Annotated in this window: 24 protein-coding genes; 3 read left to right on the top strand and 21 right to left on the bottom strand. The window is 34.2% G+C overall.

Annotation, left to right across the window (positions count from 1 at the left end; genetic code table 11):
* Positions 1-12 precede the first annotated feature (12 nt).
* Together Q1W72_RS02795 and Q1W72_RS02790 are read right to left on the bottom strand one after the other, a co-directional pair.
* Positions 13-1293 carry an MFS transporter gene (locus Q1W72_RS02795; RefSeq protein WP_302137275.1) on the bottom strand — a complete coding sequence of 427 codons (1281 nt, stop codon included), beginning with the start codon at positions 1291-1293 and terminating at the stop codon, positions 13-15.
* Positions 1293-1814, bottom strand: coding sequence for a GNAT family N-acetyltransferase (locus Q1W72_RS02790; RefSeq protein WP_099715824.1), 522 nt, complete (start codon positions 1812-1814; stop codon positions 1293-1295). Before Q1W72_RS02790 ends, Q1W72_RS02795 begins: the two co-directional genes overlap by 1 nt.
* A gap of 171 nt (positions 1815-1985) precedes the next feature.
* Between Q1W72_RS02790 and yaaA the strand changes: the two genes are divergently transcribed.
* Positions 1986-2744, top strand: a complete 759-nt coding sequence (yaaA, locus tag Q1W72_RS02785; RefSeq protein ID WP_099715823.1) for a peroxide stress protein YaaA — start codon at positions 1986-1988, stop codon at positions 2742-2744.
* A gap of 66 nt (positions 2745-2810) precedes the next feature.
* Here the strand turns inward: yaaA and Q1W72_RS02780 are convergent, their stop codons facing one another.
* The 4 genes from Q1W72_RS02780 to Q1W72_RS02765 form a co-directional block, all read right to left on the bottom strand.
* A complete protein-coding gene (locus Q1W72_RS02780) occupies positions 2811-4394 on the bottom strand; it encodes a DHA2 family efflux MFS transporter permease subunit (protein ID WP_099715822.1) in 1584 nt (527 codons plus the stop codon).
* 79 nt (positions 4395-4473) lie between these two features.
* Positions 4474-5553, bottom strand: coding sequence for an HlyD family secretion protein (locus Q1W72_RS02775; RefSeq protein ID WP_099715821.1), 1080 nt, complete (start codon positions 5551-5553; stop codon positions 4474-4476).
* 11 nt (positions 5554-5564) lie between these two features.
* Entirely contained in the window at positions 5565-6896 is a 1332-nt protein-coding gene (locus Q1W72_RS02770) for a TolC family protein (RefSeq protein ID WP_302137271.1), read from the bottom strand.
* On the bottom strand, positions 6886-7518 hold the full coding sequence (locus Q1W72_RS02765; protein ID WP_302137912.1) for a TetR/AcrR family transcriptional regulator: 633 nt from the start codon (positions 7516-7518) through the stop codon (positions 6886-6888). The genes Q1W72_RS02770 and Q1W72_RS02765 overlap by 11 nt, the downstream gene beginning before the upstream one ends.
* 208 nt (positions 7519-7726) lie before the next feature.
* Between Q1W72_RS02765 and Q1W72_RS02760 the strand changes: the two genes are divergently transcribed.
* Positions 7727-8284 (top strand): DUF4494 domain-containing protein, encoded by a 558-nt coding sequence (locus Q1W72_RS02760; protein ID WP_302137269.1) that lies wholly within the window; start codon positions 7727-7729, stop codon positions 8282-8284.
* A 119-nt stretch (positions 8285-8403) separates the two neighbouring features.
* Here the strand turns inward: Q1W72_RS02760 and Q1W72_RS02755 are convergent, their stop codons facing one another.
* From Q1W72_RS02755 to Q1W72_RS02730, 6 genes are all read right to left on the bottom strand, one after another.
* Positions 8404-8919, bottom strand: coding sequence for a GNAT family N-acetyltransferase (locus Q1W72_RS02755; RefSeq protein ID WP_302137267.1), 516 nt, complete (start codon positions 8917-8919; stop codon positions 8404-8406).
* Between the two features lie 355 nt (positions 8920-9274).
* Positions 9275-9874, bottom strand: a complete 600-nt coding sequence (locus Q1W72_RS02750; protein ID WP_302137265.1) for a transposase — start codon at positions 9872-9874, stop codon at positions 9275-9277.
* 216 nt (positions 9875-10090) lie between these two features.
* Entirely contained in the window at positions 10091-11059 is a 969-nt protein-coding gene (locus tag Q1W72_RS02745; RefSeq protein ID WP_302137264.1) for an alpha/beta fold hydrolase, read from the bottom strand.
* A 12-nt stretch (positions 11060-11071) separates the two neighbouring features.
* Positions 11072-11482 (bottom strand): nuclear transport factor 2 family protein, encoded by a 411-nt coding sequence (locus Q1W72_RS02740; RefSeq protein WP_302137262.1) that lies wholly within the window; start codon positions 11480-11482, stop codon positions 11072-11074.
* 40 nt (positions 11483-11522) lie between these two features.
* Positions 11523-12086: a TetR/AcrR family transcriptional regulator gene (locus Q1W72_RS02735; RefSeq protein WP_302137261.1), complete on the bottom strand. Its 564-nt coding sequence runs from the start codon at positions 12084-12086 to the stop codon at positions 11523-11525.
* 223 nt (positions 12087-12309) lie between these two features.
* Positions 12310-12954, bottom strand: coding sequence for a hypothetical protein (locus Q1W72_RS02730; protein WP_302137260.1), 645 nt, complete (start codon positions 12952-12954; stop codon positions 12310-12312).
* Positions 12955-13055: 101 nt separating this feature from the next.
* Between Q1W72_RS02730 and Q1W72_RS02725 the strand changes: the two genes are divergently transcribed.
* The gene (locus tag Q1W72_RS02725; RefSeq protein ID WP_302135917.1) at positions 13056-14594 is read left to right on the top strand and encodes an IS1182 family transposase; all 1539 of its coding nucleotides are present in this window, start codon (positions 13056-13058) and stop codon (positions 14592-14594) included.
* Between the two features lie 233 nt (positions 14595-14827).
* Here Q1W72_RS02725 and Q1W72_RS02720 read toward each other — a convergent pair whose 3' ends face one another.
* From Q1W72_RS02720 to Q1W72_RS02680, 9 genes are all read right to left on the bottom strand, one after another.
* Positions 14828-16558, bottom strand: coding sequence for a hypothetical protein (locus Q1W72_RS02720; protein ID WP_302137259.1), 1731 nt, complete (start codon positions 16556-16558; stop codon positions 14828-14830).
* A gap of 250 nt (positions 16559-16808) precedes the next feature.
* Positions 16809-17570, bottom strand: coding sequence for a tryptophan synthase subunit alpha (trpA, locus tag Q1W72_RS02715; protein ID WP_302137257.1), 762 nt, complete (start codon positions 17568-17570; stop codon positions 16809-16811).
* 66 nt (positions 17571-17636) lie between these two features.
* On the bottom strand, positions 17637-17954 hold the full coding sequence (locus Q1W72_RS02710) for a gamma-glutamylcyclotransferase family protein (RefSeq protein ID WP_099715811.1): 318 nt from the start codon (positions 17952-17954) through the stop codon (positions 17637-17639).
* 141 nt (positions 17955-18095) lie between these two features.
* Positions 18096-19277, bottom strand: coding sequence for a tryptophan synthase subunit beta (trpB, locus tag Q1W72_RS02705; RefSeq protein WP_302137253.1), 1182 nt, complete (start codon positions 19275-19277; stop codon positions 18096-18098).
* A gap of 4 nt (positions 19278-19281) precedes the next feature.
* Positions 19282-19926 carry a phosphoribosylanthranilate isomerase gene (locus tag Q1W72_RS02700; RefSeq protein ID WP_302137251.1) on the bottom strand — a complete coding sequence of 215 codons (645 nt, stop codon included), beginning with the start codon at positions 19924-19926 and terminating at the stop codon, positions 19282-19284.
* Positions 19927-19928: 2 nt separating this feature from the next.
* Positions 19929-20708 carry an indole-3-glycerol phosphate synthase TrpC gene (trpC, locus tag Q1W72_RS02695; RefSeq protein ID WP_302137249.1) on the bottom strand — a complete coding sequence of 260 codons (780 nt, stop codon included), beginning with the start codon at positions 20706-20708 and terminating at the stop codon, positions 19929-19931.
* Between the two features lie 102 nt (positions 20709-20810).
* The gene (trpD, locus tag Q1W72_RS02690; protein WP_302137247.1) at positions 20811-21803 is read right to left on the bottom strand and encodes an anthranilate phosphoribosyltransferase; all 993 of its coding nucleotides are present in this window, start codon (positions 21801-21803) and stop codon (positions 20811-20813) included.
* A 76-nt stretch (positions 21804-21879) separates the two neighbouring features.
* Complete coding sequence (locus tag Q1W72_RS02685; RefSeq protein WP_302137245.1) at positions 21880-22287, bottom strand: GNAT family N-acetyltransferase; 408 nt, start codon at positions 22285-22287, stop codon at positions 21880-21882.
* A gap of 55 nt (positions 22288-22342) precedes the next feature.
* Positions 22343-22909 carry an aminodeoxychorismate/anthranilate synthase component II gene (locus tag Q1W72_RS02680; protein ID WP_302137243.1) on the bottom strand — a complete coding sequence of 189 codons (567 nt, stop codon included), beginning with the start codon at positions 22907-22909 and terminating at the stop codon, positions 22343-22345.
* Between the last annotated feature and the right edge of the window lie 27 nt (positions 22910-22936).

The following is a 22936-nucleotide window of genomic DNA, read 5'->3' as shown; positions in this document are numbered from 1 at the left end:
AAAATAAGAAAGCTACACGAAAGATTGCGTTTCATTTTCGGAATAATTTAAATCCGTATGGAAGGTTTCTTTTAATTTCCAAAGTGCCAAAATTGAAATTACCGATAATAGTGTTCCAACAATCATTGCCGATTTTAAAATGTCACCTTCAAAAACAGTGTCTCTGAAAAAGCCATAAATGATAATAATCAGTGGCAACGAACCCCGAACAAAATTAGGAACCGTTGTAGTTACTGTTGCACGAATATTTGTTCCAAACTGCTCTGCTGCAATAGTGACAAACAAGACCCAATATCCTACGGAGAAGCCCATTATAAAACAAAGGAGATAAAAAGTGGATGCTGAAATTCCAAAAGCATTGAGGAACATAAAAACCATAATCAGATTAAAAGTCAGAAATAAGTACATCACTTTTTTTCGACTTTTCAGCCACTGACTTAATAATCCGCTGGCAATGTCTCCAAAAACCAATCCTCCGTAACACCAAGCGATTGCTTTTCCTGCGGCAATCGTTTCGAAGCCTTGAACACCTAATGCTTTGGCAAATTCTGGGGAGAAAGTAATCAACACGCCAACCAAAAACCACAACGGAATTCCGATAAGAATGCATTGGATGTATTTTGAAAAACGTTTTTTATCGGTAAATAAAGAAATAAAGTCGCCTTTTTTCTCATCGCTTTCCTGTACTTTTTTGAACATACCCGATTCAGAAATACTGATTCGTAAAAACAATAAAAGAAGTCCTAAAACACCTCCAGCATAATAACACAAACGCCAATCTTGAAAAATCTGATACACTAAATAAGCAACCACCGCACCCGAAACACCTACAGATGCTACAATCATAGTTCCGTAACCTCGTTTTTCTTTGGGCAAAGATTCTGTTACCAAAGTAATTCCGGCGCCTAATTCTCCTGCAAGACCAATTCCCGCTATCAATCTCCAGAACGCATATCCATCAACGGTGGTCACCATTCCGTTAGCAATATTGGCCACAGAATAAATCAAGATAGATCCAAATAAAACAGAAATCCGTCCTTTTTTATCACCTAAAATTCCCCAAAGAATACCGCCAAAAAGCATCCCGAACATTTGCATACTAATCAAAAATTCTCCCTGATTCCTGATGGCATCACCGGTTATCCCTAAATCTTTTAGACTGTCGGTACGAACGATTCCAAAAAGCAATAAGTCATAGATATCAACAAAATAACCCAGTGCGGCCACGATTACTGCAGCATTCAGGATTCGGACTGGCTTTTCAGTTTCAGGGGATAAAGTTGTACTCATCATTATTTGATTAAAAGTTGCATCAACAAGTCGGTTTGTTCGTCATTTCCTAATGTAAAAACGTGTTTGTCAAATACAACAAATCCATTTTTAGCATAAAATCGAAGTGCTCTGTGATTTTCTTCCCAGACACCCAGCCAAATATATTCAACGTTAGTACTTTGTGCAATATTTTTTACTTCGTCAAGCAACAGCTGACCAATGTTTTTTCCATGAAAAGTTTGCAAAACATAAATCCGTTGTACTTCTAAAGCATTTTTGTTAATGGTTTCAGTTTGAGCATCACCAAAGTTTATTTTTAAATATCCAACAGCTTCTGTATTCGAATACGCTACATAAAACTGAGAATTAGCATTGTTCAATTCAGCCGTTAATTGTTCCGTATTTAAGCTGTCTTTTATATAATTGGCAATATTTTCGGGTGTATTTACAGCAGCAAAAGTCTCTATAAAAGTTTGGATACTTATCTTTTGAATTGTTTCCAAATCGGATAATGTTGCTTTTTTAATTTCAATTGGGTTCATAGCTAAAGAAAGGTTGTTTGGTTTATTTACAACTCAAAAATAATTAAATTAGGGAACAATTTTCATTATCTATGGCACTATTAAACAAATCAATTTAAAGATTCTTGATTTCTTGATTTCAATTAGTACTTTTGAAAGAATTAATAAAAAGAGCTCGAAAGAGCATTGTGTATGAAAATTGTAATATCGCCAGCCAAGTCTTTAAATTTTGAAAAAGAGTTACCCACTCAATTGCACACCGAACCTTTATTTTTAAAAGAATCGCGACAAGTTCACAAAGTTTTAAAAGAAAAAAAGCCTACTGATTTATCGGATTTAATGAGTATTTCAGATAAACTGGCTGATTTGAACTGGAAGCGAAATCAAGATTGGAAAACACCTTTTACAACTTCAAATGCACGTCCGGCAGTGTATGCTTTTGATGGTGATGTCTACATTGGATTAGACGCGTATTCGATTCCTGAAAAAAAGATAGAAGCTTTACAAGATCGTTTGAAAATATTATCCGGTTTGTATGGCTTGCTAAAACCATTGGACTTGATTCAAGCATATCGACTGGAAATGGGAACCAAATTACCCATTGGCGAAAGCAAAAACTTATATGAGTTTTGGAAACCAATTGTTACTAAAGCATTAAATAAAGAGCTTGAAAAGGGCGAGTTATTTGTCAATTTGGCGAGTAATGAATATTTTTCGGCAATTGATGTTAAGGCGTTGAAAGTTCCTGTAATTACTCCGGAGTTCAAAGATTATAAAAATGGAAAACTTAAAATAATCAGTTTTTTTGCCAAAAAGGCGAGGGGTATGATGGTGCGTTATATTATTGATACCAACGCTCAAACGATAGATGATTTAAAAGGTTTCAATTACGATGGCTATCAATTTGACGCTAATTTATCGGAAGGAAATCATTTGGTTTTTACCCGCTAATATATTTTAACAAATAAAAAAAACGCCGTTCTCATAATGATAACGGCGTTTTTTTATGTTTGGATTTTAATGCATTGCATCGGCAGGATTGATTTTGTTTTTCCCTTTTTTTATCAAAAGTATAAAAGGAATACAAAATAAAAATAACGCGCCTAAGTATAAAAAGATGTCCATATAAGAGAGTACAGAGCTTTGTACCATTACTTTGTATTCAATGGCTTTGTAGGCTTTTGCCAAAGCTTCATTCTCAGAATAGCCTTTGGACATGAATCCCATTTTCAGTTGTTGCACCGTTTTTTGTACTTCATAAGAAGTCACATTAAGATGCGAAATAAGATTTACACGGTGTTCCTGATTGAATCGGGCAATAAAAGTGGTGATAATGGCAATACCAAAAGAACCACCCAATTGTCGCATCATTCCCGTAAAAGCAGCTCCTTCACCAATACTTTTTCCTTTTAAAGTGGACAATGAAAGTGTAGAAATAGGAACAAATAACAATCCCAATCCAATTCCTCTTAATATCAACGGCCAATATAAATGTTCTTCTCCAGAATCTGGTGTGATAACTTGTTGCATCCAATACGTAAAAAAGAAAAACAACAAAAACCCAGCAGCTACCATATACGCTTGCGGTACACCACGCTGAATCATTTTACCAATGAATGGCATCATAATCCCGGTCGTAATGGAACTTGGAATTAACAACAAACCGGCATCCAAAGCACTCCAACCTAAAACGGATTGGGTGTAAATAGGAATGATAAAGGTAGAACCGTACAATCCGAAACCTAGAATAAAACACATAATGGTTCCTATTCTCAAGTTGGTATCTTTTAAAACCCTTAAGTTTACGATGGGATGTTTATAAGTGAGTTCTCTCCAAATAAAGAGCAATAAACCAAAAACAGAAATGACAGATAACAATACAATCGTACTATTATTGAACCAATCGTCTTGCTGACCGTGTTCCAAAACATATTGTAACGACCCAATAAAAGCCGTTAAGAGAAAAATTCCCCACCAATCGACCTGACTTGCTTTTAGTTTGTCACCATATTTAGGGCTTTTTACAAAAGAAAGCGTCAATAAAGTGGCAATAATTCCGATAGGAATGTTGATGTAAAAGATATACGGCCATGAAAAATGATCTACAATATAACCTCCCAAAGGCGGTCCAAGAGTAGGTCCTACAATAACTCCCATTCCGTAAATAGCTTGCGCCATTCCTCTTTTGGCAACAGGATAACTTTCGGTAATTATGGTTTGCGCAGTTACTAATAAAGCGCCACCACCTAATCCTTGAATGAATCTAAAAGCAACTAATTCCCAAATATTATTGGCATTACCACATAAAAAGGAAGCGACTGTGAAAATAATGATGGAAACCGCAAAATAATTCCGACGCCCAAATTGTTGTGACAACCAGCTCGTCATAGGAATCACAATCACATTTGCAATAGCATAAGCTGTGATTACCCAAGCCACATCAGTAAGTGATGCACCAAGGCTGCCTCGCATATTGTTTAAAGCTACATTTACAATTGTAGTATCTACAATTTCAAGCATAGCACAAAGAACGGCTGTAATGGTAATTATGACTCTTCTAAAGCCATATTCTACTAAATCGTCTTCTCCTGTTTGTACCATTTTATACTAAAGTGTAAACTATCATTTTCTTAAAAGTATTGCCATTTTTACCATTTTGGAAATCACCAAAAGGGTGAATTTATTTTAAATGTACATCTACATCCACGTTCATTCCCGGGCGAAGTAATTTTATTTTCTCAGGATCATTGGATGTGTTCAAACTTATTTTAACGGGCAATCTTTGGATTGTTTTCACAAAGTTTCCTGTAGCATTATCAGGAGGAAGCAATGAAAAACGAGAGCCTGTAGCAGGTGAGAACGAAGTGATGGAACCTTGAAAATCATAACCGGGATACGCATCCACTTTTACGGTAACTTTTTGACCAATTACCATTTTGTTCAATTGCGTTTCTTTGAAATTAGCAATTACCCAAGCTTCTTTGTTGTTGATAATATAAAATAACGATTGTCCCGGTTGCACTAATTGTCCTGGCTGAATGTCAATTTTAGAAACCTGACCATCAATCGCAGCAGTTACAGCGGTGTAAGTCAAATTTAATTTTGCCGCATCAAGCAACGCTTTAGCTCTTTTGATATTGGCAGCAGCCACTTCCGTTTGTTTGTCTGAAACTTTAGATTTAGCTACAATAACCGATTTTTGAAAAGCACTCGCTCTTTGTTGTTGTTGTAAAACGCGCACTTGGCTTTCTGCTTCCAATTTTGCAGCCAGAGCTTGCTCGTATTGTTGTTTTGTAATCGAATGACTTTTGTACAAATTGTTATATCTGTTGTAATCACTGGTAATTCGATCCAATCTGATTTTTGCCGATTCGATATTTCCACCCGCTGATTGCACATTAGCATCAGAAACTGAAATGTTAGCCAAAGCACTTCCAATATCCGCTTTAGAAACTTCAAAACTACCTTCAGCGCCAACCATTGCAGCATTAGCTTCTTCAATTTTCAGTTGGTAATCTCTTTTATCGATAGTAAAAAGCGTATCGCCTTTCTTTACAAAATCATTATCTTTGATGTACACTTTGTCCACATATCCGGAAACTCTTGGAATAATAGGATTCATATTTTTTTCAATTTGCGCATCGTCTGTTTCTTCGTGAGCTAAGGAATGCATGTATTTATAAGTTCCGTAAGTTCCACCTAAAACTACCAAAGCCACTAGGATAATAATAAATTTTGTATTTGTTTTTTTCTTTTCCATGGTAGGTATGATTAGTTTTTTGAAATAGTAAAGGTTTGAGATAATTGTCCAGTTACCGACAGTAACTCGTAGTATTTTTGAATGGTATTTGCTTGCGCCAATGCTTTATTGATTTTTGAACTTAGTTGCTCTACATCAGCTTCCAGTAAATCATTCGTATCTGAAAGTCCGTTGTCATATTTGTCTTTTATGATTCGGTAATTTTCCGAAGATTGTTCTACTGCTTGTCCGTAAACTACATTTTGTTTCAAAGCCAAATCATAATCTTCAATTGCTTTTTGAACCTGAACTTTAATATAATCCGTTAATATAGCTTCGGAGTTTTGTACTTCAAGGAATTTATTTTCAGCCAGTTTTACCAGCGTTCCGTTTTTAAGAATGGCACTCAAATCATAGGAAATACCCACACCAATATTCATCGCATTTTGTACAGTGATAACATTACTTAAGTCTAATGTAGTATAACCGCCAATGATTGCAATTGCAGGATAATAGGAACCTTTAGCTATTTTGATATTGGCTTCACTTGCTTTTCCTTGAAACCGAATTGCTTCTAAATCTTTACGATTTTCTAATGCTGGCAACTCATTTGTTGGGACATTCGTCATTTGGAAATCAGCAAAATCACTTTCACGAATCTCCAGTTTGGTATCTGGATTTAATTTTAAAAGCGTAACCAAATAAAAGTTGATAATTTTTAAATTATTATTCGTCTCGTCTAATGACAATTGAATTTTAGAGGCTTGTAATTGTGATTTTAAAAGGTCGTTTTTAGGAATAATTCCATTTTTTTCGAGCTCAATAAAATCGTTTACACGTTGTTGTGCACTTTTTTGATTTTCTTTCAGCAGTTCAATTGTTTTTTGCGCTTTGTACAAACCAGCATAATAATCAATTACGCGCAAAGCGATTTCTTCTTTGGTTTGTGATGCTGTTGCCATTTCAGCTTCATAAAGATTCTCATAAACCTTGATACTGTTTTGGATTTTAAAACCAGAAAATACAGGAACACTGGCGTTCAACTGTCCAATCATCAATTGATTTACTATAGGAAGCGGTTCTTGTGAACCGGAATTATTTTGATTTATTTTAAAATCTACCGATGCATTTGCCAATCTTTGGTATTGACCTGAAAGTTTCAAATCAGGATATTGATTGTTTTTTGTGGATTGCAGCTCGTACTTTTTAGTTTTCACTTTTGTATTGGCCAGAGTAACTTCATTGCTCTTGGTCCAAGCCAAATTAATGGCTTCGTTCAATGTTAAACTTGTTTTTTCTTGTGCTGCTACGGATGAAATTCCAATAAAGAAAATCCCAAAGAGCATGAGTTGACTAACTTTCATATATCAGAAGTGCTTTTATAGTTTGTTGAATGTGCTTTGTCAAATTGGTTTTGATGTAATTGTTGTATAGATCTTCGGTTTTCAAGTTTAATAAATTTTCGAAGAAAGGTTTATTCATGTGAAAATGAAAGAAAGTACCCAAAATTGTAGGTGTGATAAGCGGAATAATAACGTCTTTTCTGAAAATGCCTTTTTTCTGGCCTTCCTCGATAATGGTTTCAAGGGATTTTAAATTTCCTTTTTTTAATTCAGAAAAAGCCTGGAGATTTTGTTCTCTCTTTTTGGAGGTAAATTCGAAGTGTAAAATTCTGTATATTCCTCGATTACTATTGATTCTATTGATGTACAGTTCAATCAGCTTATTGATTTTTTCAATAGGTTCCAGATCTTCTTGCAATAAATTTTCTAATTGGTTTTTAAGATCTGAAGTTCTGTAAACAATAAGCGATTCCAATAATCGCTCTTTGGAACCAAAGTAGTACGAAACCATGGCAATGTTGATTTTTGCCACTTTTGCTATGTTTCGGATGGAAGTACCGTCAAATCCTTTCTCTGCAAAAAGTGTTTCTGCAACCTCGAGAATTTGAATTTGTTTGTCGTTAAAATTACTTTTCAATGGAATCTAATTTTTTCAAAAAACAAAACTAAACAAGTGTTTAATTTAAACAACTGTTTAGTTTTTATTTAACATTGTTTTAACATTTTAAATAGGGCCAGAATAAAGTTCATAACAACACTAATCTTCTTCCGAAATTGTGAATATCTATTTTAGGAATGCTGCTTTTTTTAACCTCTAAAATCTATCTTTGACATCCTTAAAAAAAAAAGAGATGAGCACAAATTGGTACGAATGCAAGGTAAAATATAGAAAAACGGATGAAACTGGAGGACAAAAGATTACGACAGAACCGTATTTGGTAGACGCGTTATCCTACACAGAAGCCGAAAGCAGAATCAATGAAGAAATGTCGGCGTATATCAGTGAAGAATTCAAAATCACGAATATAAAAGTGGCCAATTATGCAGAGATTCACCCTTTCGAAAATGCGGATCGTTGGTTTAGATCTAAAGTTTCATTACTAGCGTATGACGAAGAAAGCGGTAAAGAACGCAAGACCAATATGTATTTATTAGTGCAGGCTAATGATGTAAAAGAAGCTTATGATAACACCACTAGTGTGATGAAAGGTACGATGGGCGATTATACCATACCAGCCATTTCAGAATCACCTATTATGGATGTTTTTCCTTATTTCAGTGGGGAAGAAGGGGAACTGGAACAATTAGAACGATTCAATGCGCTTAAAGGTTCTAAACCGGAAGCAGCAGTAGAAATTGTGGATCACATGGAATTTGAAATGGTTCCAGAAGAAGAAGCTGCAGTTTAAGATAAGTTGTTCTCAAAAAAAACACCGCAAATTCGCATAGTATAGAAACAGTTGCTAACTATTTTTATCTGCGAATTTGCGGTTTTTTTAATTGTCACCTTAAGTTTTCAAAATTTCAATTAGTCCAGTTTCGCTAAGACTTTTTCGTAAGCTTTTCTAGGACTTCCTCTAAAATATACTTCGCCACAATACGTATAACCCGAACTTTCAAAAATTTTCATCATGGCGATGTTGTCAAAATTGGTGTCTGCTTTTATGCTGTAAATGTTGTTGCTTACCGCAAATTCTTCTATGTATTTGAGAATCATTTTAGCCAAGCCTTTACCCAAGTACTTCTCCGAAATAGCAACGCGGTGCAGTACTACAAAATCACCATTCGTTAGCCAGTTTCCTTCAATTTTCTCATAGGCGGGTTCGTCATTGATAAGTACGGCACTATAACCGATGATTGTTTCTCCATCAACCAAAACAAATGCTTCTCCTTTTTCAATATCTTTTTGTATGACTTCCGGATTTGGATAACCGTCTTGCCATTGATTGCTCCCGTCTTCTTTTCTTCGCAGTATAGCTTGTTGTAAAATTTCCCATATTGGAGCTATTTCAGATAGTTCTGCTTTTCTAAAGTGATAATTCATTATTGTAATTTAAGTTTTTTCGGTTAATGAGTATGTTTTAAAAGTACAAAACAAACTTTAAATTTTGCACAATCCACATTGTAGAATGTATTTATTTTTTAGAAGATTATTTTGTGAGCAGAAGTGTTTGTTGTGTATGCTGCGCAAATGTCTCTGACTTTGCGCAATTTTCAGCATCTGTTTAAATTAGTAGCGTCATAAAAGTCTCTGACTTTTGAATACTTTTTTTAAAAGAACATGTTGTAGAGCAGAAGTGTTTGTTATGTATGCTGCGCAAATGTCTCTGACTTTGCGTAATTTTCAGCATCTGTTTAAATTAGGTAGTGTCATAAAAGTCTCTGACTTTTGTACTATTTCATTGCTGATTGTATTTTACAAAAGCATTCGAATCTAAAACATTAATTATAGGATTATCTGCTTTTTCTATTTTTAATAATCCTGAATCGTTTATGTAATTGCTTGCGCTGGAATAAATATAGTGTGAAGTCTTTTCAACTAAACCGGCTCTTACTGGATTCAGATGAATGTAATCTAATTTAGACCACATAAATTTATTGCTATAAATCTCTTCTGCATGATTTCCGTATTGCCAAAATTGATAATTTTTGTTTCTTGTATGCTTTTCTGCTGCTAATTTGAAGTGTTCTAGCATCCATTCTTTTCGGCTTTCTGGTACGGCTTGGATTTTATCTAAAATATTTTTTGCGGTAAATTTTTTAAAATCTCTTATCAAATCTGATAATTTCCCGTCCTCCGATTGAATAATTAAATGAATGTGATTGCTCATAATAACATAACCATACAAAATCATTCCTTTGTTTTTTATGCAGTAATCCAAAGATTCTATTATACTATCTCTGTAAGTTTGCCTGGTAAAAATATCGATCCAATCGACAACAGTTGCCGTAATATAATATGGTAAAGTTTGGTCCCGAATTATATAGCCTTCTTTCATTTTGACGTATTTTTACTATAAAAATAACGATTTTAATGACTTGTTTGTGTTTTTTTAATTTAAGACGATGAAAGTCAGAGACTTTATGGCGTTTTGTTTTAATGGCAAGTTCCTAAAATTGCGCAAAGTCAGAGACATTTGCGCAGCATTAACGAGAAATTTATTTTTCAGAAGAACACTTTGCGGAGCGGGGGGAACACTTTGCGGAGCTGGCAATTACTGCCCAACTTTCGTCATAAATATTCTAATTTTTTCTATTATTTCTTCTCCATCTTCTTCTAATGCAAAATGGCCAGTATCATAAATATTATAGTCGATTTCCTTTACATCTTTTTTGAAAGCAACTGCTCCGCTTTCAGGAAAAAACTCATCATTTTTTCCCCAAACTATTAATAAAGGTGGCTGATTATCTCTTAAATACTGTTGCCATTTTGGATAAAGTTTTAAGTTGTTTTGATAATCGTAAAATAAATCCATATTGACTTTATGTGCATTTGGTCTTGAAATTCTTAAATAATCTAAATGCCAAGTGTCGGGATTTATTGTTTCAACATTTCTTGTTCCGTGTGTGTATTGCCATTTCAAACCGTCTAATGAAAAGGCTGGTAGTATTGCTTTTTCGGTTTCAGGATTTCGGTCTTTCCAAAGCGCTCTAATTCCAGCCCAAGCATCACCCAAACCTTCTAAATATGCGTTTCCGTTTTGATTTATTATTGCCGTAACCCTTTCTGGGTGAGTTGTCGCTATTCTGAAGCCAATAGGTGCTCCATAATCTTGTATCATTAATGCATAAGACTCAATTTTTTTCTTTTCTAGAAAGGCGTCTATAGTTTTTGCAATATTATCAAAAGTGTATTCATATTCACTTGCCAATGGAAAATCGCTATTTCCAAATGAGGGATAATCTGGTGCAATCAAATGAAAGTCATCAGATAACTGTGATAAAACTTTTCGGTATTGATGTGAAGATGAAGGAAAACCGTGTAATAGCACTATTGTAGGATTTTTGAGGTTTCCTGCCTCTCTGTAAGCAATATTAATTCCATCAATTTCGATGGTTTTAAATAATGTGGGGTGTTTGTGTGTCATACTTTTTGATTTATCGATAGTTTTACTACTTGTTTTGCTTTTACATCCAAATAATGTGAATAGGATAATTAGTTGTAATAGGATAATTTTTTTCATATTCTAAATTGTTTACAACCTTCTTTCTGTTTCTTTAATTTTTAAGTCATTTATGCTTGCGAACCTTTTTTTCATTAATCCATTTTCATCAAATTCCCAATTTTCGTTTCCATAAGCTCTATACCATTGACCATTTTTATCTCGATATTCGTACTCAAATCGTACAGCAATACGATTGTCGTTAAATGTCCAAAGTTGTTTTTTTAGTTTATAATCCAATTCATTTTTCCATTTGTTAGCAAGAAAATCTTGTACTTCTTTTCTTCCGTTAATGAATTGATTTCGATTACGCCATTCTGTATCAAGTGTATATGCTTTTGAAATTTTAATTGGGTCTTTGCTGTTCCAAGCATCTTCTGCCTTTTGAATTTTTTGTATCGCTGTTTCTTTGTTAAAAGGAGGTATTGGATGTAATTGTATCATAATTTACCGAACGTTTGTTAATTTATTAATTCAAATTTTTTTACTCTATTGAATATCGCTTTTCAATATTTTTTAAAGTATTTTTAAAAATACTTGTATCAGCTAACCCTTTTGTTACAATTAGACTGCCTTGCAATTCTATTAAGGTCTGAATAGCGTTTTGTTGAGATTCTGTGGAAGTTAATTTTAAGGCAATACCTAATGCATTAAAAGCGGTAATCCATTTATCCATACCAGATTTCACCTGTTGCTCAAATAGCGATAAACCGCTATGCATAGAAAAGGCTCTTAAAACACACGTTTCTTTTCCGCTATCATAAAGAATTTCAATATTTTTTAGAGCATCTTTTAATCTCAATTTTATTGATTTATTTTCGTCCAATAGAGGAAAGAAAATATTATCATCAACCCACTGATCTATATCTCTTAATACAGATTCTGCCATCTCTTGTTTTCCATTTGGAAATCGATGATAGAGGCTTGCTTTTTTTAATCCAGTTACTTTTGCTAAATCATTTAAACTCGTTCCTTCATAGCCTTTATCTCTAAAAACTTTGGTAAGTCCGGCTATCATATCTGTATCTAAAATTTTCTGTGGTCTCATAGTGCAAATATAAGTAAAATTTATTAATTACCTAACGTTCGTTAAAATTCTTATATTCTCGATTATACACGCTGTTTCTTTTGCTTGTTGCTAACGGTTGCGGTTAGGCCTGCGTTGCGATCAAAACGAACTGAGTCGTTTCGGCTAAGATAGAATTTTTTCGTGATGAAAAAGTTCCGGCTACGAAAATGAAGCAATTAGGCTTAGCTGCTGTTAGCAGAAGTTACGGGTTCATTTCCGTAAATTCTTTTGATAATTCCCACACAGTATTTTTGCTAAACTCTCCAAAATAAGAAAGATATTTGCCCTTCTTATTTAAAATCACAAAACTAAAACATGGATAGTGGAACTTAAAGAACATTTTTTCTACTAATTGATTTTGATCGCTTTGCCATTTAACTTGTTTCGGGTGATAATATTTTAAATTCTCATCACTTTTATAAATCCAAAAATGATCATAAGAATTGATTTTTTTGAGTTTACGTAAATAATCGCCATCAAAAATATTCCACGTTGAAATTCTTTCCATTCCGTTGCATCTATCTTTTCCTGGGTAATACACTAGAATAGTTAATTCATTAGTTGCTTCTGAATTATGATAAAGATAGTCGTTCAGGCTTTTTAATTCGATATCGTTAAGTTGTCCATGGTTTTTTCTGGTAACTAAAAAGCTGGAAACTAAGCTGTCATTTTCGAAATAGATGTCGAGATTTCGCTGATTGTTTTTTTGTTTGAAGAAATCGGTTTCAGAAATTTCTTTTTGATTTTCATTGTAGTATACCACTTTCTTGACTTGCGAGAAACTGCTATAGTAATATGTTAGTAAGATTGCAAAGAGGTATTTCCTCATGTTTACGACGATTTTCATGTAATTTCGGCTAACGTCAGTCTGTGAAAAAACCTCCGTTGTATTATCATCAAATATAACAAAATACTAGTATAAAAAGAAGATTTTTCGTATTTTTAAGAATGCAACATATCACAGGTATTTCCCGTCAACAAATGCGTTTTTCAAGTTTAGAAGACACTATAAGTCCCGATAATCAGGTGCGATTTATAGATGCCTTTGTCGAATATATTGACCTCTCTAAACTCGATTTTGCTGTAAAAACGCTCAAGACCGAAGGTCGCCCAAGTTTCAATAGTAAAGTATTTCTAAAGATGTATTTATACGGTTATCTCAACGGAATCAGAAGTGGCCGTGATCTAGAAAAGGAATGTTTGAGAAACATCGAAATGCAATGGCTTTTAGAGGATATTCGTCCCAATTACCACAGCATCTCAGATTTTAGAAAAGACAATCCTATTGCTTTGAAAAAATTATTCAAACTCTATGTTCTCTTTTTAAAAGATTCTGACTTAATAGGCGGTGAAACTATAGCTATTGATGGCACCAAAAGTCGCGCGCACAATAGTAAGAAAGCCAATTTTAACCAAAAGAAAATAGACAAACACTTAGCTTATATTGAAGCTAAGACCCAAGAATACTTGGATACCTTGGAAGAAAATGACGGCAAAGATAATCCAGCTATAATCCAAAATATCCAACAAAAGTTAGACCGATTGAAAGGGAACAAATTGCGTTATGAGCAACTGGAAGAAAAACTAAAAGCAAGTGGCGAGCCTCAAATAAGCACAACTGACAGTGATGCCAGAGCATTACTAGTTCAAGGACAAGTAGTTGAAATTTCGTTTAATGTTCAAGCCGCAGTCGATGCTAAAAATAATCTTGTTGTAGCCACGCACACCATCAATAAGAATGATCGCAGTGCTTTGTCAGCTATTGCCATAGAAGCCAAAGAGAATCTGGGTATCGAAACCTATACTGCATTGGTCGATAAAGGTTACCATAATGGCAAACAAATAGAAATCTGCAAACAAGCCAACATAACTACCATTGTAGCACAGCCTGAACAAGGAAAAAGTAACGAAAACGGTACGACCAAGGCTTATTTGGTAGCCCAATTTCAATACGATCACGACACCGATACTTATACTTGCCCACAAGGCGAAACACTAAAAACTACAGGCAGTTGGCATAAGAAAACTACAGATAAAGACAGTTATAATTTTAAAAAATACCGAACCCCAAAATGCAAAGAATGTCCCGTAAAGCATTTATGTACAAGTAGAGCTGCAGGCAGAGAAATCGACCGAAGCCAATATGCCGATGCCGTAGAAGAAAACAACAAGCGTTACCATGCAAATGCGCAGTTGTACCGCATGAGGCAAGAAATTAATGAACATATTTTTGGCACCATCAAACGACAATGGGGCTATAACCATACCAACTTAACGGGATTAGAAAAAGTAAACGGAGAACACAGCCTGATTATGCTGGTGTATAACATCAAACGCAGTATCAATATCCTAGGCGTTCCCGATTTGATTGCCAAACTCAAAAAATGGAACTCACCCTACAAGGCAAAAGTCTTGTTTTTGCTAAAAACGAGTTATTTAAAGCTGAATTTAGAGTTCTTTTTTTCCAGTTTAAAATTAGCAGCCTAAAAAAGACCTTTCTTAAAAGGCTTTCTTTTGGATTGTAGAAAAGGAAAAATTGAAGATTTTAACGCAAAAAAGAGGTTTTTTCACAGCCTGACGTTCTGGCGCTTGGCGTGGTTGGGGAATAAAGATGCGAGATTTTTCGGTTAAACACAATTTTCCAAATACAAAACCATCTTTAAATTCAGCCTAAAACCCCAATCTCGCCAAACGGCTGTTACCTGATGTGCTTATATTTATTAATCTATTTGTTTACTATTTAGTTTTTTATTTATTGCATTTAATCCATTATACAATTTTACAGTAAGTTCTTTTATTTTATTTTCGTTACTTAAATTATTGAGTTTATATTTTTCTAAACTCTGTTCAAACTTTTCTCCTTTTCTGTGAGCAGAACCTGTTGAACGTATTGATTGAATTGCTTGTAATGCTTCAATTGTTAAATTTATTTCTTCTTTTTCAATTCCAATTTTTTCGAGTGTAACATAAAGTAATGAAATAGAACCTTTAATTTCTTTATTGTCTATTTTTTTATCAGATATTTTTTCTAATAATTTTACGTTTAGTGAATCACAAAATATTTTTGCTAGAACTTGAATTTGCTCATCAAATTCTTTCCATTCTTCTGTTAATGGAATTCTCAATATTTTTAAATAATGTAAGTCATTTTTTGTAAGTTCTAAAAATAAATTTGCTGAAAATTCTGAATTAATTGAAGAGTTTAATTCATCATAAACCAACATAAGATAAGCAATTGGAGATTGTTCGACTGTTGGAGAGGAAAACTTCGCCTCAAAATCCCTTTCAAATCTATGATTTGATATTTTTCCTCTAGGGGGAACATTATATTGCTTCCAATGTAATTGTTCGTTTTTTGGTAAACTGGACAAATCTCCTAGCCAAACTTGTACTAAATTTTCCGCTGTTATGTCTAAATCGATCCCCCAAAGATTTAGACAAGTAAAACGATGTGAAGACACTGTATATTTTTTTGGTTCCGAATAATATTTCAATAATACCGATTTATTAAAATATATTGGAGTTAAAAAATTTGGAGCACCTGTATCTTTAAAATAACTACTCAAGAGTTTTTTATTACAAGAAAATTCAATATTCTTTCCATTTTCACTTATATCATATATGAAATTCTCATAGTCAGTTTCAAGTTTTTCAAACGTAAAGTTCAAAGTTGGTTTTTCAAATGGTTTTATGATGTCTTTACCCAAAAGTCTTGAATAACTTTTAAACCCCTCCATAAAACTTTCATTATAAACTTCAATATTATATGAACAGTCATCGTTTTTGAAAGACGCATCTTTACTTTCAAAGGGCATTTGTTTTTCAAATTTTCTTCTGTGGTCGTGAAATCTTATTAAATAAGATTTAGTAAGTGCTAAATAGTTTCTTAAATATATTGTGTTAACATAAATCTCTTCAAAATCTTCATTTTTGGTATTATGTTTTACTATTGCATTAACATCTCCATTTGCTTCAATAGTTTGAAATTCTTGTTTTTCTTCAACCCAAAAAGCTTTATAATAGAGTAAAAAATGTTGAATTAATTCAAACCTACTTGGAATATATGAATGAAAATCTCTTCGTATAACAAATGGTTTTAGAGTAATACCTTTTATTTTATATTTTAAGCTTTTCTCAAAATCCCATTCATTATTCAAGTTTCCATCAATATATGGAATACCAAATTCACTATTTATTTCCCAATCATTTCTTTTAAATAAAATCTTTTTTGATTTTTCATCTGGTGGAGATACAAAACAACTAATGGTAGTTAAATCTTCATTTTTTTTAGAATCGTCAATTTTTGCAATTAATATCCAATCACTTTTTAAATAATCTTTTTCATTAATCCAGTCTTCAAAAGATAAATATGAATATCCATCTATTTCATCATTTTCGACTTTTTTAGGAGTTACAAAATCTTTAATTACTTTAGGTATTCTATTATCCATATTTGATTTTGGTTTCTATTATTCTCCATTTTTTGGGAGCATATCAGGTAACTTGTATATAAGTCTGATAGAATCAGACCTATCACCCCAAATTTTGGTGGCTTTGTCTGATAAACGTCATCTTTTTTGCTTTTGCTAATGTAGGAATAAAAACTTACAAATAATTTTAGTATTTTATAAAATAGAGGCATAAAAAAACGGCGTTTAAATCAACTTTAAACGCCGTTTAATATTATAAAAAAGAAGTTATTTATCGAATCGCTTGTACAAACTCTTCAATTTTTCCAGTCCCGTTTTCGGTTAAATGTGCGATGAAAGCACTACCTATAATCGCGCCTTTGGCAAATTGCGTGGCTTGATTGAAGGTTTCCGCATTGTTGATTCCAAAACCAATTACTTGAGGATTTTTTAGATTCATTGCTGTAATGCGTTTGAAATACTCTTCTTGAACGTTTCCAAAACCAGTTTGGGAACCTGTAACACTCGCGGAACTTACCATATAAATAAATCCATCAGATACGCTGTCAATAAAACGGATGCGCTCGTCAGAAGTTTGTGGCGTAATCAAGAATATATTTTTCAAGCCATATTTTTCGAAAGTAGCTTTGTATTCATCGGCATACACATCAACTGGAAGATCAGGAATGATTAATCCATCGATGCCAATCTCCGCACATTTCTGGCAGAAATTCTCTATTCCGTATTGCAACATTGGGTTGAAATACCCCATAATCACTAAAGGAATAGAAACTGTTTTGCGGATATCTTTTAATTGGTCAAACAAAACTTGTGTGGTCATTCCGTTATGCAACGCTTGTGTGGAACTCGCTTGTATCGTTGGTCCATCTGCCAATGGATCGCTGAACGGCAATCCGATTTCTATCATATCAATACCGCTTTTTTCTAAATCCTGAATGATTTGTACGGTATCATTTAAGTTAGGATATCCCGCAGAGAAATAGATGGAAAGTATCTTTTTGTCTTCTTGTAATTTTTGATTTATTCTGTTCATTGTTTTATTTTTTGTCCTGCAATGTTTTCAAAACCTTGTAGGTGTATGTATTTATATTTACAATTATTAATTTTCCAGATAAATCCATGCAACTATTCCAGATTTCAATGTTATTTGAACTCTTTTATACGCATTAGATTCGAATTGATCTGCTTTAGTCAGATCTTCACTGGAAACAGTAAAAACAATACCATTTATTTCATCCGAAGGATTTTCGCTTGGTGTTGCTACAAAATAATCTGCCATTCCAAATTCTTCTTCTATTTTTAGATCTTTTAGTTTATAGCCTTTGAGTTGGTCTAGTGTTCCAGTCAATAGCTTGTTAAAAACCTGCATTTGAATTTCTTTAGACTGTAATGTTCCGTAAGAGAATATATTTTCCATAATATTATTTTTTCTCGTTATTTATTTGCGTTAGGGATAGGAACGGCATCCTTTTTTGTGGTTTTTTCTACCACAAAAAAGATATAGTGTACAGCCCGACCCGACTTTTTTTGGGAGGGTAACGCCCAAATTATTCTTCTGTTATAATTTAAAATAATCGATATAGGTATTCAAATCTTTGTCGCCGCGACCGGAAAGATTGATGACTACAATATCCTCTGGTTTGAATTTCATTTCGTCCAGAACGGCAAAGGCGTGCGCACTTTCGATAGCGGGAATAAGCCCTTCCATTTTAGATAATTTCAATCCCCATAGCATGGCTTGATCATCCGTAATGGAAATGAATTGCGCTCTGCCAGTAGCGAATAAATTAGCATGCATAGGGCCTACACCCGGATAATCCAATCCTGCCGAAATGGAATAAGGTTCTGTGATTTGACCGTCAGTGGTTTGCATCAACAAGGTTTTGCTGCCGTGAATGACACCTACTTTTCCTAATGCTGAAGTTGCGGCACTTTCGCCAGAATCGACTCCTAAACCGGCTGCTTCAACGGCAATAATATTCACGTCTTTTTCATCCAAAAAATGATAATACGCACCAGCAGCATTGCTACCACCACCCACGCAAGCAATCACATAATCAGGATTTTCACGGCCTTCTTTTTCCAGTAATTGTTCTTTAATTTCCTTAGAAATAACGCTTTGGAAACGCGCCACCATATCCGGATAAGGATGTGGACCAACTACAGAACCAATGATGTAATAGGTATCAACGGGATTGTTGATCCAGTCGCGAATGGCTTCGTTTGTGGCATCTTTTAAGGTCTTTGAACCTGACATTGCCGGACGAACTTCGGCACCCAACATTTTCATACGGGCTACATTTGGTGCCTGACGTTTGATGTCGATTTCACCCATATACACGATGCATTCCAGTCCCATTAACGCGCAAACGGTTGCTGTAGCAACGCCATGTTGACCGGCACCGGTTTCGGCAATGATTCGTTTTTTACCCAAACGTTTAGCTAATAAAATTTGCCCAATCGTGTTGTTGACTTTGTGCGCACCAGTGTGGCATAAATCTTCTCTTTTCAGATAGATTTTAGTGTTGTATTGTTCTGATAGGCGTTTTGCAAAATAAAGAGGTGTTGGGCGACCTACATAATCTTTTAGCAATGCACCAAACTCAGCTTGAAATTCTGGTTCGGCCGTTATTTTTAAATACTGTTGACGTAATTCTTCCACATTTGGATATAACATTTCAGGAATGTAGGCGCCTCCAAATTCTCCGTAATAGCCTTTTTCGTTAACGTTGTATGACATAATTTTATTTTTTTATTTTGTTATATGCAGAGACGCACTGCAGTGCGTCTCTACATAATTCTATGTTTTTTAATCCTGGTTCTATTTCAAATTTACTGTTTACATCAATGGCATAAAGGGGTAAATTTGTTTTCAAAATTTCTTTCACCGCTTCCATTTCCTCCATTCCGATTCCTCCACTCAGGAAAAACGGTTTGCTCGACGGATATTTTTCTAATACTTTCCAGTCGAATGTGGTTCCGTTTCCGCCGGGTAATTTTCCTTTGGTATCAAAAAGAAAATAATCACAAACGGCTTCAAACGGTTTCAGTACTTCAAAATCAAAAGTGTCATCAACAGAGAATACTTTGATAATTTCAATCTGAGCTTGTTTCAGATTCTCTCTCAAATCCTGACAAAATACAACTGATTCTTGTCCGTGCAATTGAATGGCTTGTAAATCGTATTTTGTTATTTTTTCAAGAATTTCTTCTTGTGTTGCATTTACAAAAACGCCCACTTTTTTAATCGATTTTGGTAAATCTGGAATCACACCGTCAAAATACCGAGCTGATTTCTCCCAGAATATAAAGCCCATATAATCGGGTAGGAGCGTACCTACTTCGAGAATATTATCGGGATATTTCATGCCACAGATTTTGAGTTTCATCTTTATAGTTTTGATATAAATTCGGTTGCTGCTTTACCGGCATTATCCGTTTTCATAAAGTTTTCTCCAATTAAGAATCCTTTGTAACCAAAAGGTTTTAATTCATTAATAGCTTCAATGGATGAAATTCCGCTTTCGGAAACTTTTACAAAGTCATCCGGAATTTGCGCTGCCAATTGCTTGCTGAAATCCAAACTCACTTCGAATGTTTTTAGGTTTCTGTTGTTCACACCAATCATGTCCAATGTGGGCATAATCGATTTTTCCAATTCTTCCTGATTGTGAACTTCCAGTAAAACTTCTAACCCAAGATTTTTAGCAAATTCAGATAATGATTTGATTTCGTCTCTCGTTAAAACCGCTGCGATAAGCAAAATTAAATCGGCTCCATGTGCTTTGGCTTCTAATATTTGGTATTCATCAACAATGAATTCTTTTCGCAATAATGGAATATTTACTGTGGCTCTTGCCAAAAGCAAATCGTCTAACGAACCACCAAAATATTTTCCATCCGTCAATACTGAAATTCCACAAGCACCAGCATTTTCATAGCCTTTTGTCACTTCTTCCACCGTAAAACTATAATTTATTTCTGCTTTGGATGGCGAACGGCGTTTGTGTTCTGCAATAATTCCTGATGTGCTATTTCTTAAATTATCACTCAAAGAAATAGTCTTTTTTCCAAAGAAAACTGAGGCTTCCAATTGCGAAACGGGAATGATTGATTTTTTGAGAATGACTTCTCTTTTTTTGTCAACTATAATTTTATCTAAAATGTTCATTCTTAATTCTTTGTTTAAAGTTTTCTTTGTTTAACGTTTAAAGCTGTTCATTATTTGTAATTATTCATTTTCAGAACTTTAAACCTTAAACTTTAAACTATTTTATTTACTCAATTCTTGTAATGTTTTCAAAGCTACAAGTCCTTTACCAGATAATAAACTTTCTTTTGCTATTTGAAATCCTTCTAAAGGAGAACATTTTGTAACAGTAGCAATTGCCATTGCTGCATTGGCACAAACCACATTATTTTGGGCTTCGCTTCCTTTTCCGGAAATGATATCAGTAAACATTTGAGCGGACTCTTCGATGGTTTTCCCACCTTCGATTTCGCTTTGCAGCAAAAGTTGAACACCAAAATCTTCTGGATTTAGCATTCCTTCCATTGAACTGGTAATCGTTTTTGTAGGTCCTGTCAAGGAAACTTCGTCATACCCGTCAAGCGAATGCAAAATGGTGAAATTAGTATTTGTGTTTTGGTACAAATACGCATACATTCTAGCCATTTCTAAATTGAAGACTCCTACCAATTGATTTTTTGGAAACGAAGGATTAACCATTGGTCCCAACATATTGAAGAACGTTTTTACAGCTAATTCTTTTCGAATGGGTCCTACATTTTTCATTGCAGGGTGAAATAAAGGAGCGTGCAAAACACAAATTCCGGCTTTGTCCATGCATTTTTCCAAGAAATCAGTATCATTACTGAACTTGATTCCCATTTTTTCCATGACATTACTAGATCCGGAAATCGATGAGACACCATAATTTCCATGTTTCGCCACTTTTATTCCTGCACCTGCAGCCACAAAAGAAGACAAGGTTGAAATATTGAAAGTGTCTTTTCCATCACCGCCGGTTCCGCACAAATCGATGGTATTGTATGCCGATAAATCTACACGGATACATAATTCCAACAGCGCTTCACGAAAGCCCGCAAGTTCTTCGATGCTTATGCTTCGCATCATATAAACGGTCAGAAAAGAAGCAATTTGGCTGGTGTTATAATTTCCGTTAGAGATATTAACCAACACGTTTTTTGCTTCTTCTTTCGAAAGCATTTCGTGATTGATTAATCTGTTTAATATGTTTTTCATTTTTATTATTTGTCTTAAAGTTGAAAGTTCAAGGTCTTAAAGTCTTTCGACAGTATGACATTTGAAATTACAACAATTAATGTTCATTTCCTTTGTAAATCCACATCGGTTCTGTTTGTCCAGCGCGTTCAAAACCATTTTTTTTATAGAAATCTATCGCTTTTCCATCCGCGGTTAGCATTTGCATGTGAAAGCAACTATATTTCTCTTGCATTTTATCAAAAATCATCTTGCCAATTCCTTTTCCTTGATAGTCTGGATGAACTAACAGATGAGGGTAATAAACCACTAAATATCCATCAGAAATAGCATTTCCCAGTCCAACTAATTTTTTATTTTCCCAAGCAGTAATTAAAGTAGCTGAATTCAAAAGACCATTAAACAATTGTTCTGGTTTGTCAGCGGAACTCCATTCGTTTGCTTTATAAAGAGCTATTACATCTTCAATTTTTAAATCTTTTGTTTCGGAAATTATAATTGTCATTTCTATTTTTTAATTGATTTAAGGAACACTGTAATTTAATACTAAAAGCGGATTACTAACTTTTTACCCAGTTTTCTAATATCTTTTTCCCGTTTGGAGTTAACACACTTTCGGGATGAAATTGTACACCGCGCACATCAAATGTTTTGTGGCGCAATGACATTACTTGTCCGTTTTCATCGAATGAAGTTGCTTCCAGAACATCCGGTAAATTAGTATCTACAACCCAAGAATGATAGCGTCCCACTTCAAATTCGTTTCCTAATCCTTCAAATAAAAGTTCATCATCAACAACCGTTTTTACGATAGTGGAAACACCATGATACACTTTGTCTAAATTCGAAAGCGTTCCTCCATATACTTCTCCTATGGCTTGCTGTCCCAGACATACTCCAAAAATACTTTTGGTAGGCCCGTATTTTCGGATTACCTCTTTCAGTAATCCTGCTTCATCCGGAATTCCAGGTCCAGGAGAAAGAAGTATTTTGTCGAAGATTGCTATCTCGTCAATATCAAATTCATCGTTTCTGTAAACGGTTACTTCGCAATCTAAATCTTCCAGATAATGCACTAAATTATAAGTGAAACTATCGTAATTGTCTATGACTAGTATTTTTTTCATTTTTATTATTGAAAAATTGAAAGATTT

Origin of the sequence: Flavobacterium sp. ZE23DGlu08 (assembly GCF_030505335.1) — a bacterium.
In the GTDB taxonomy this organism is placed as follows: Bacteria; Bacteroidota; Bacteroidia; order Flavobacteriales; family Flavobacteriaceae; genus Flavobacterium; species Flavobacterium algoritolerans.
Note: the sequence above shows the minus strand (reverse complement) of the source record. Positions and strands in the feature narration are given on the sequence as shown.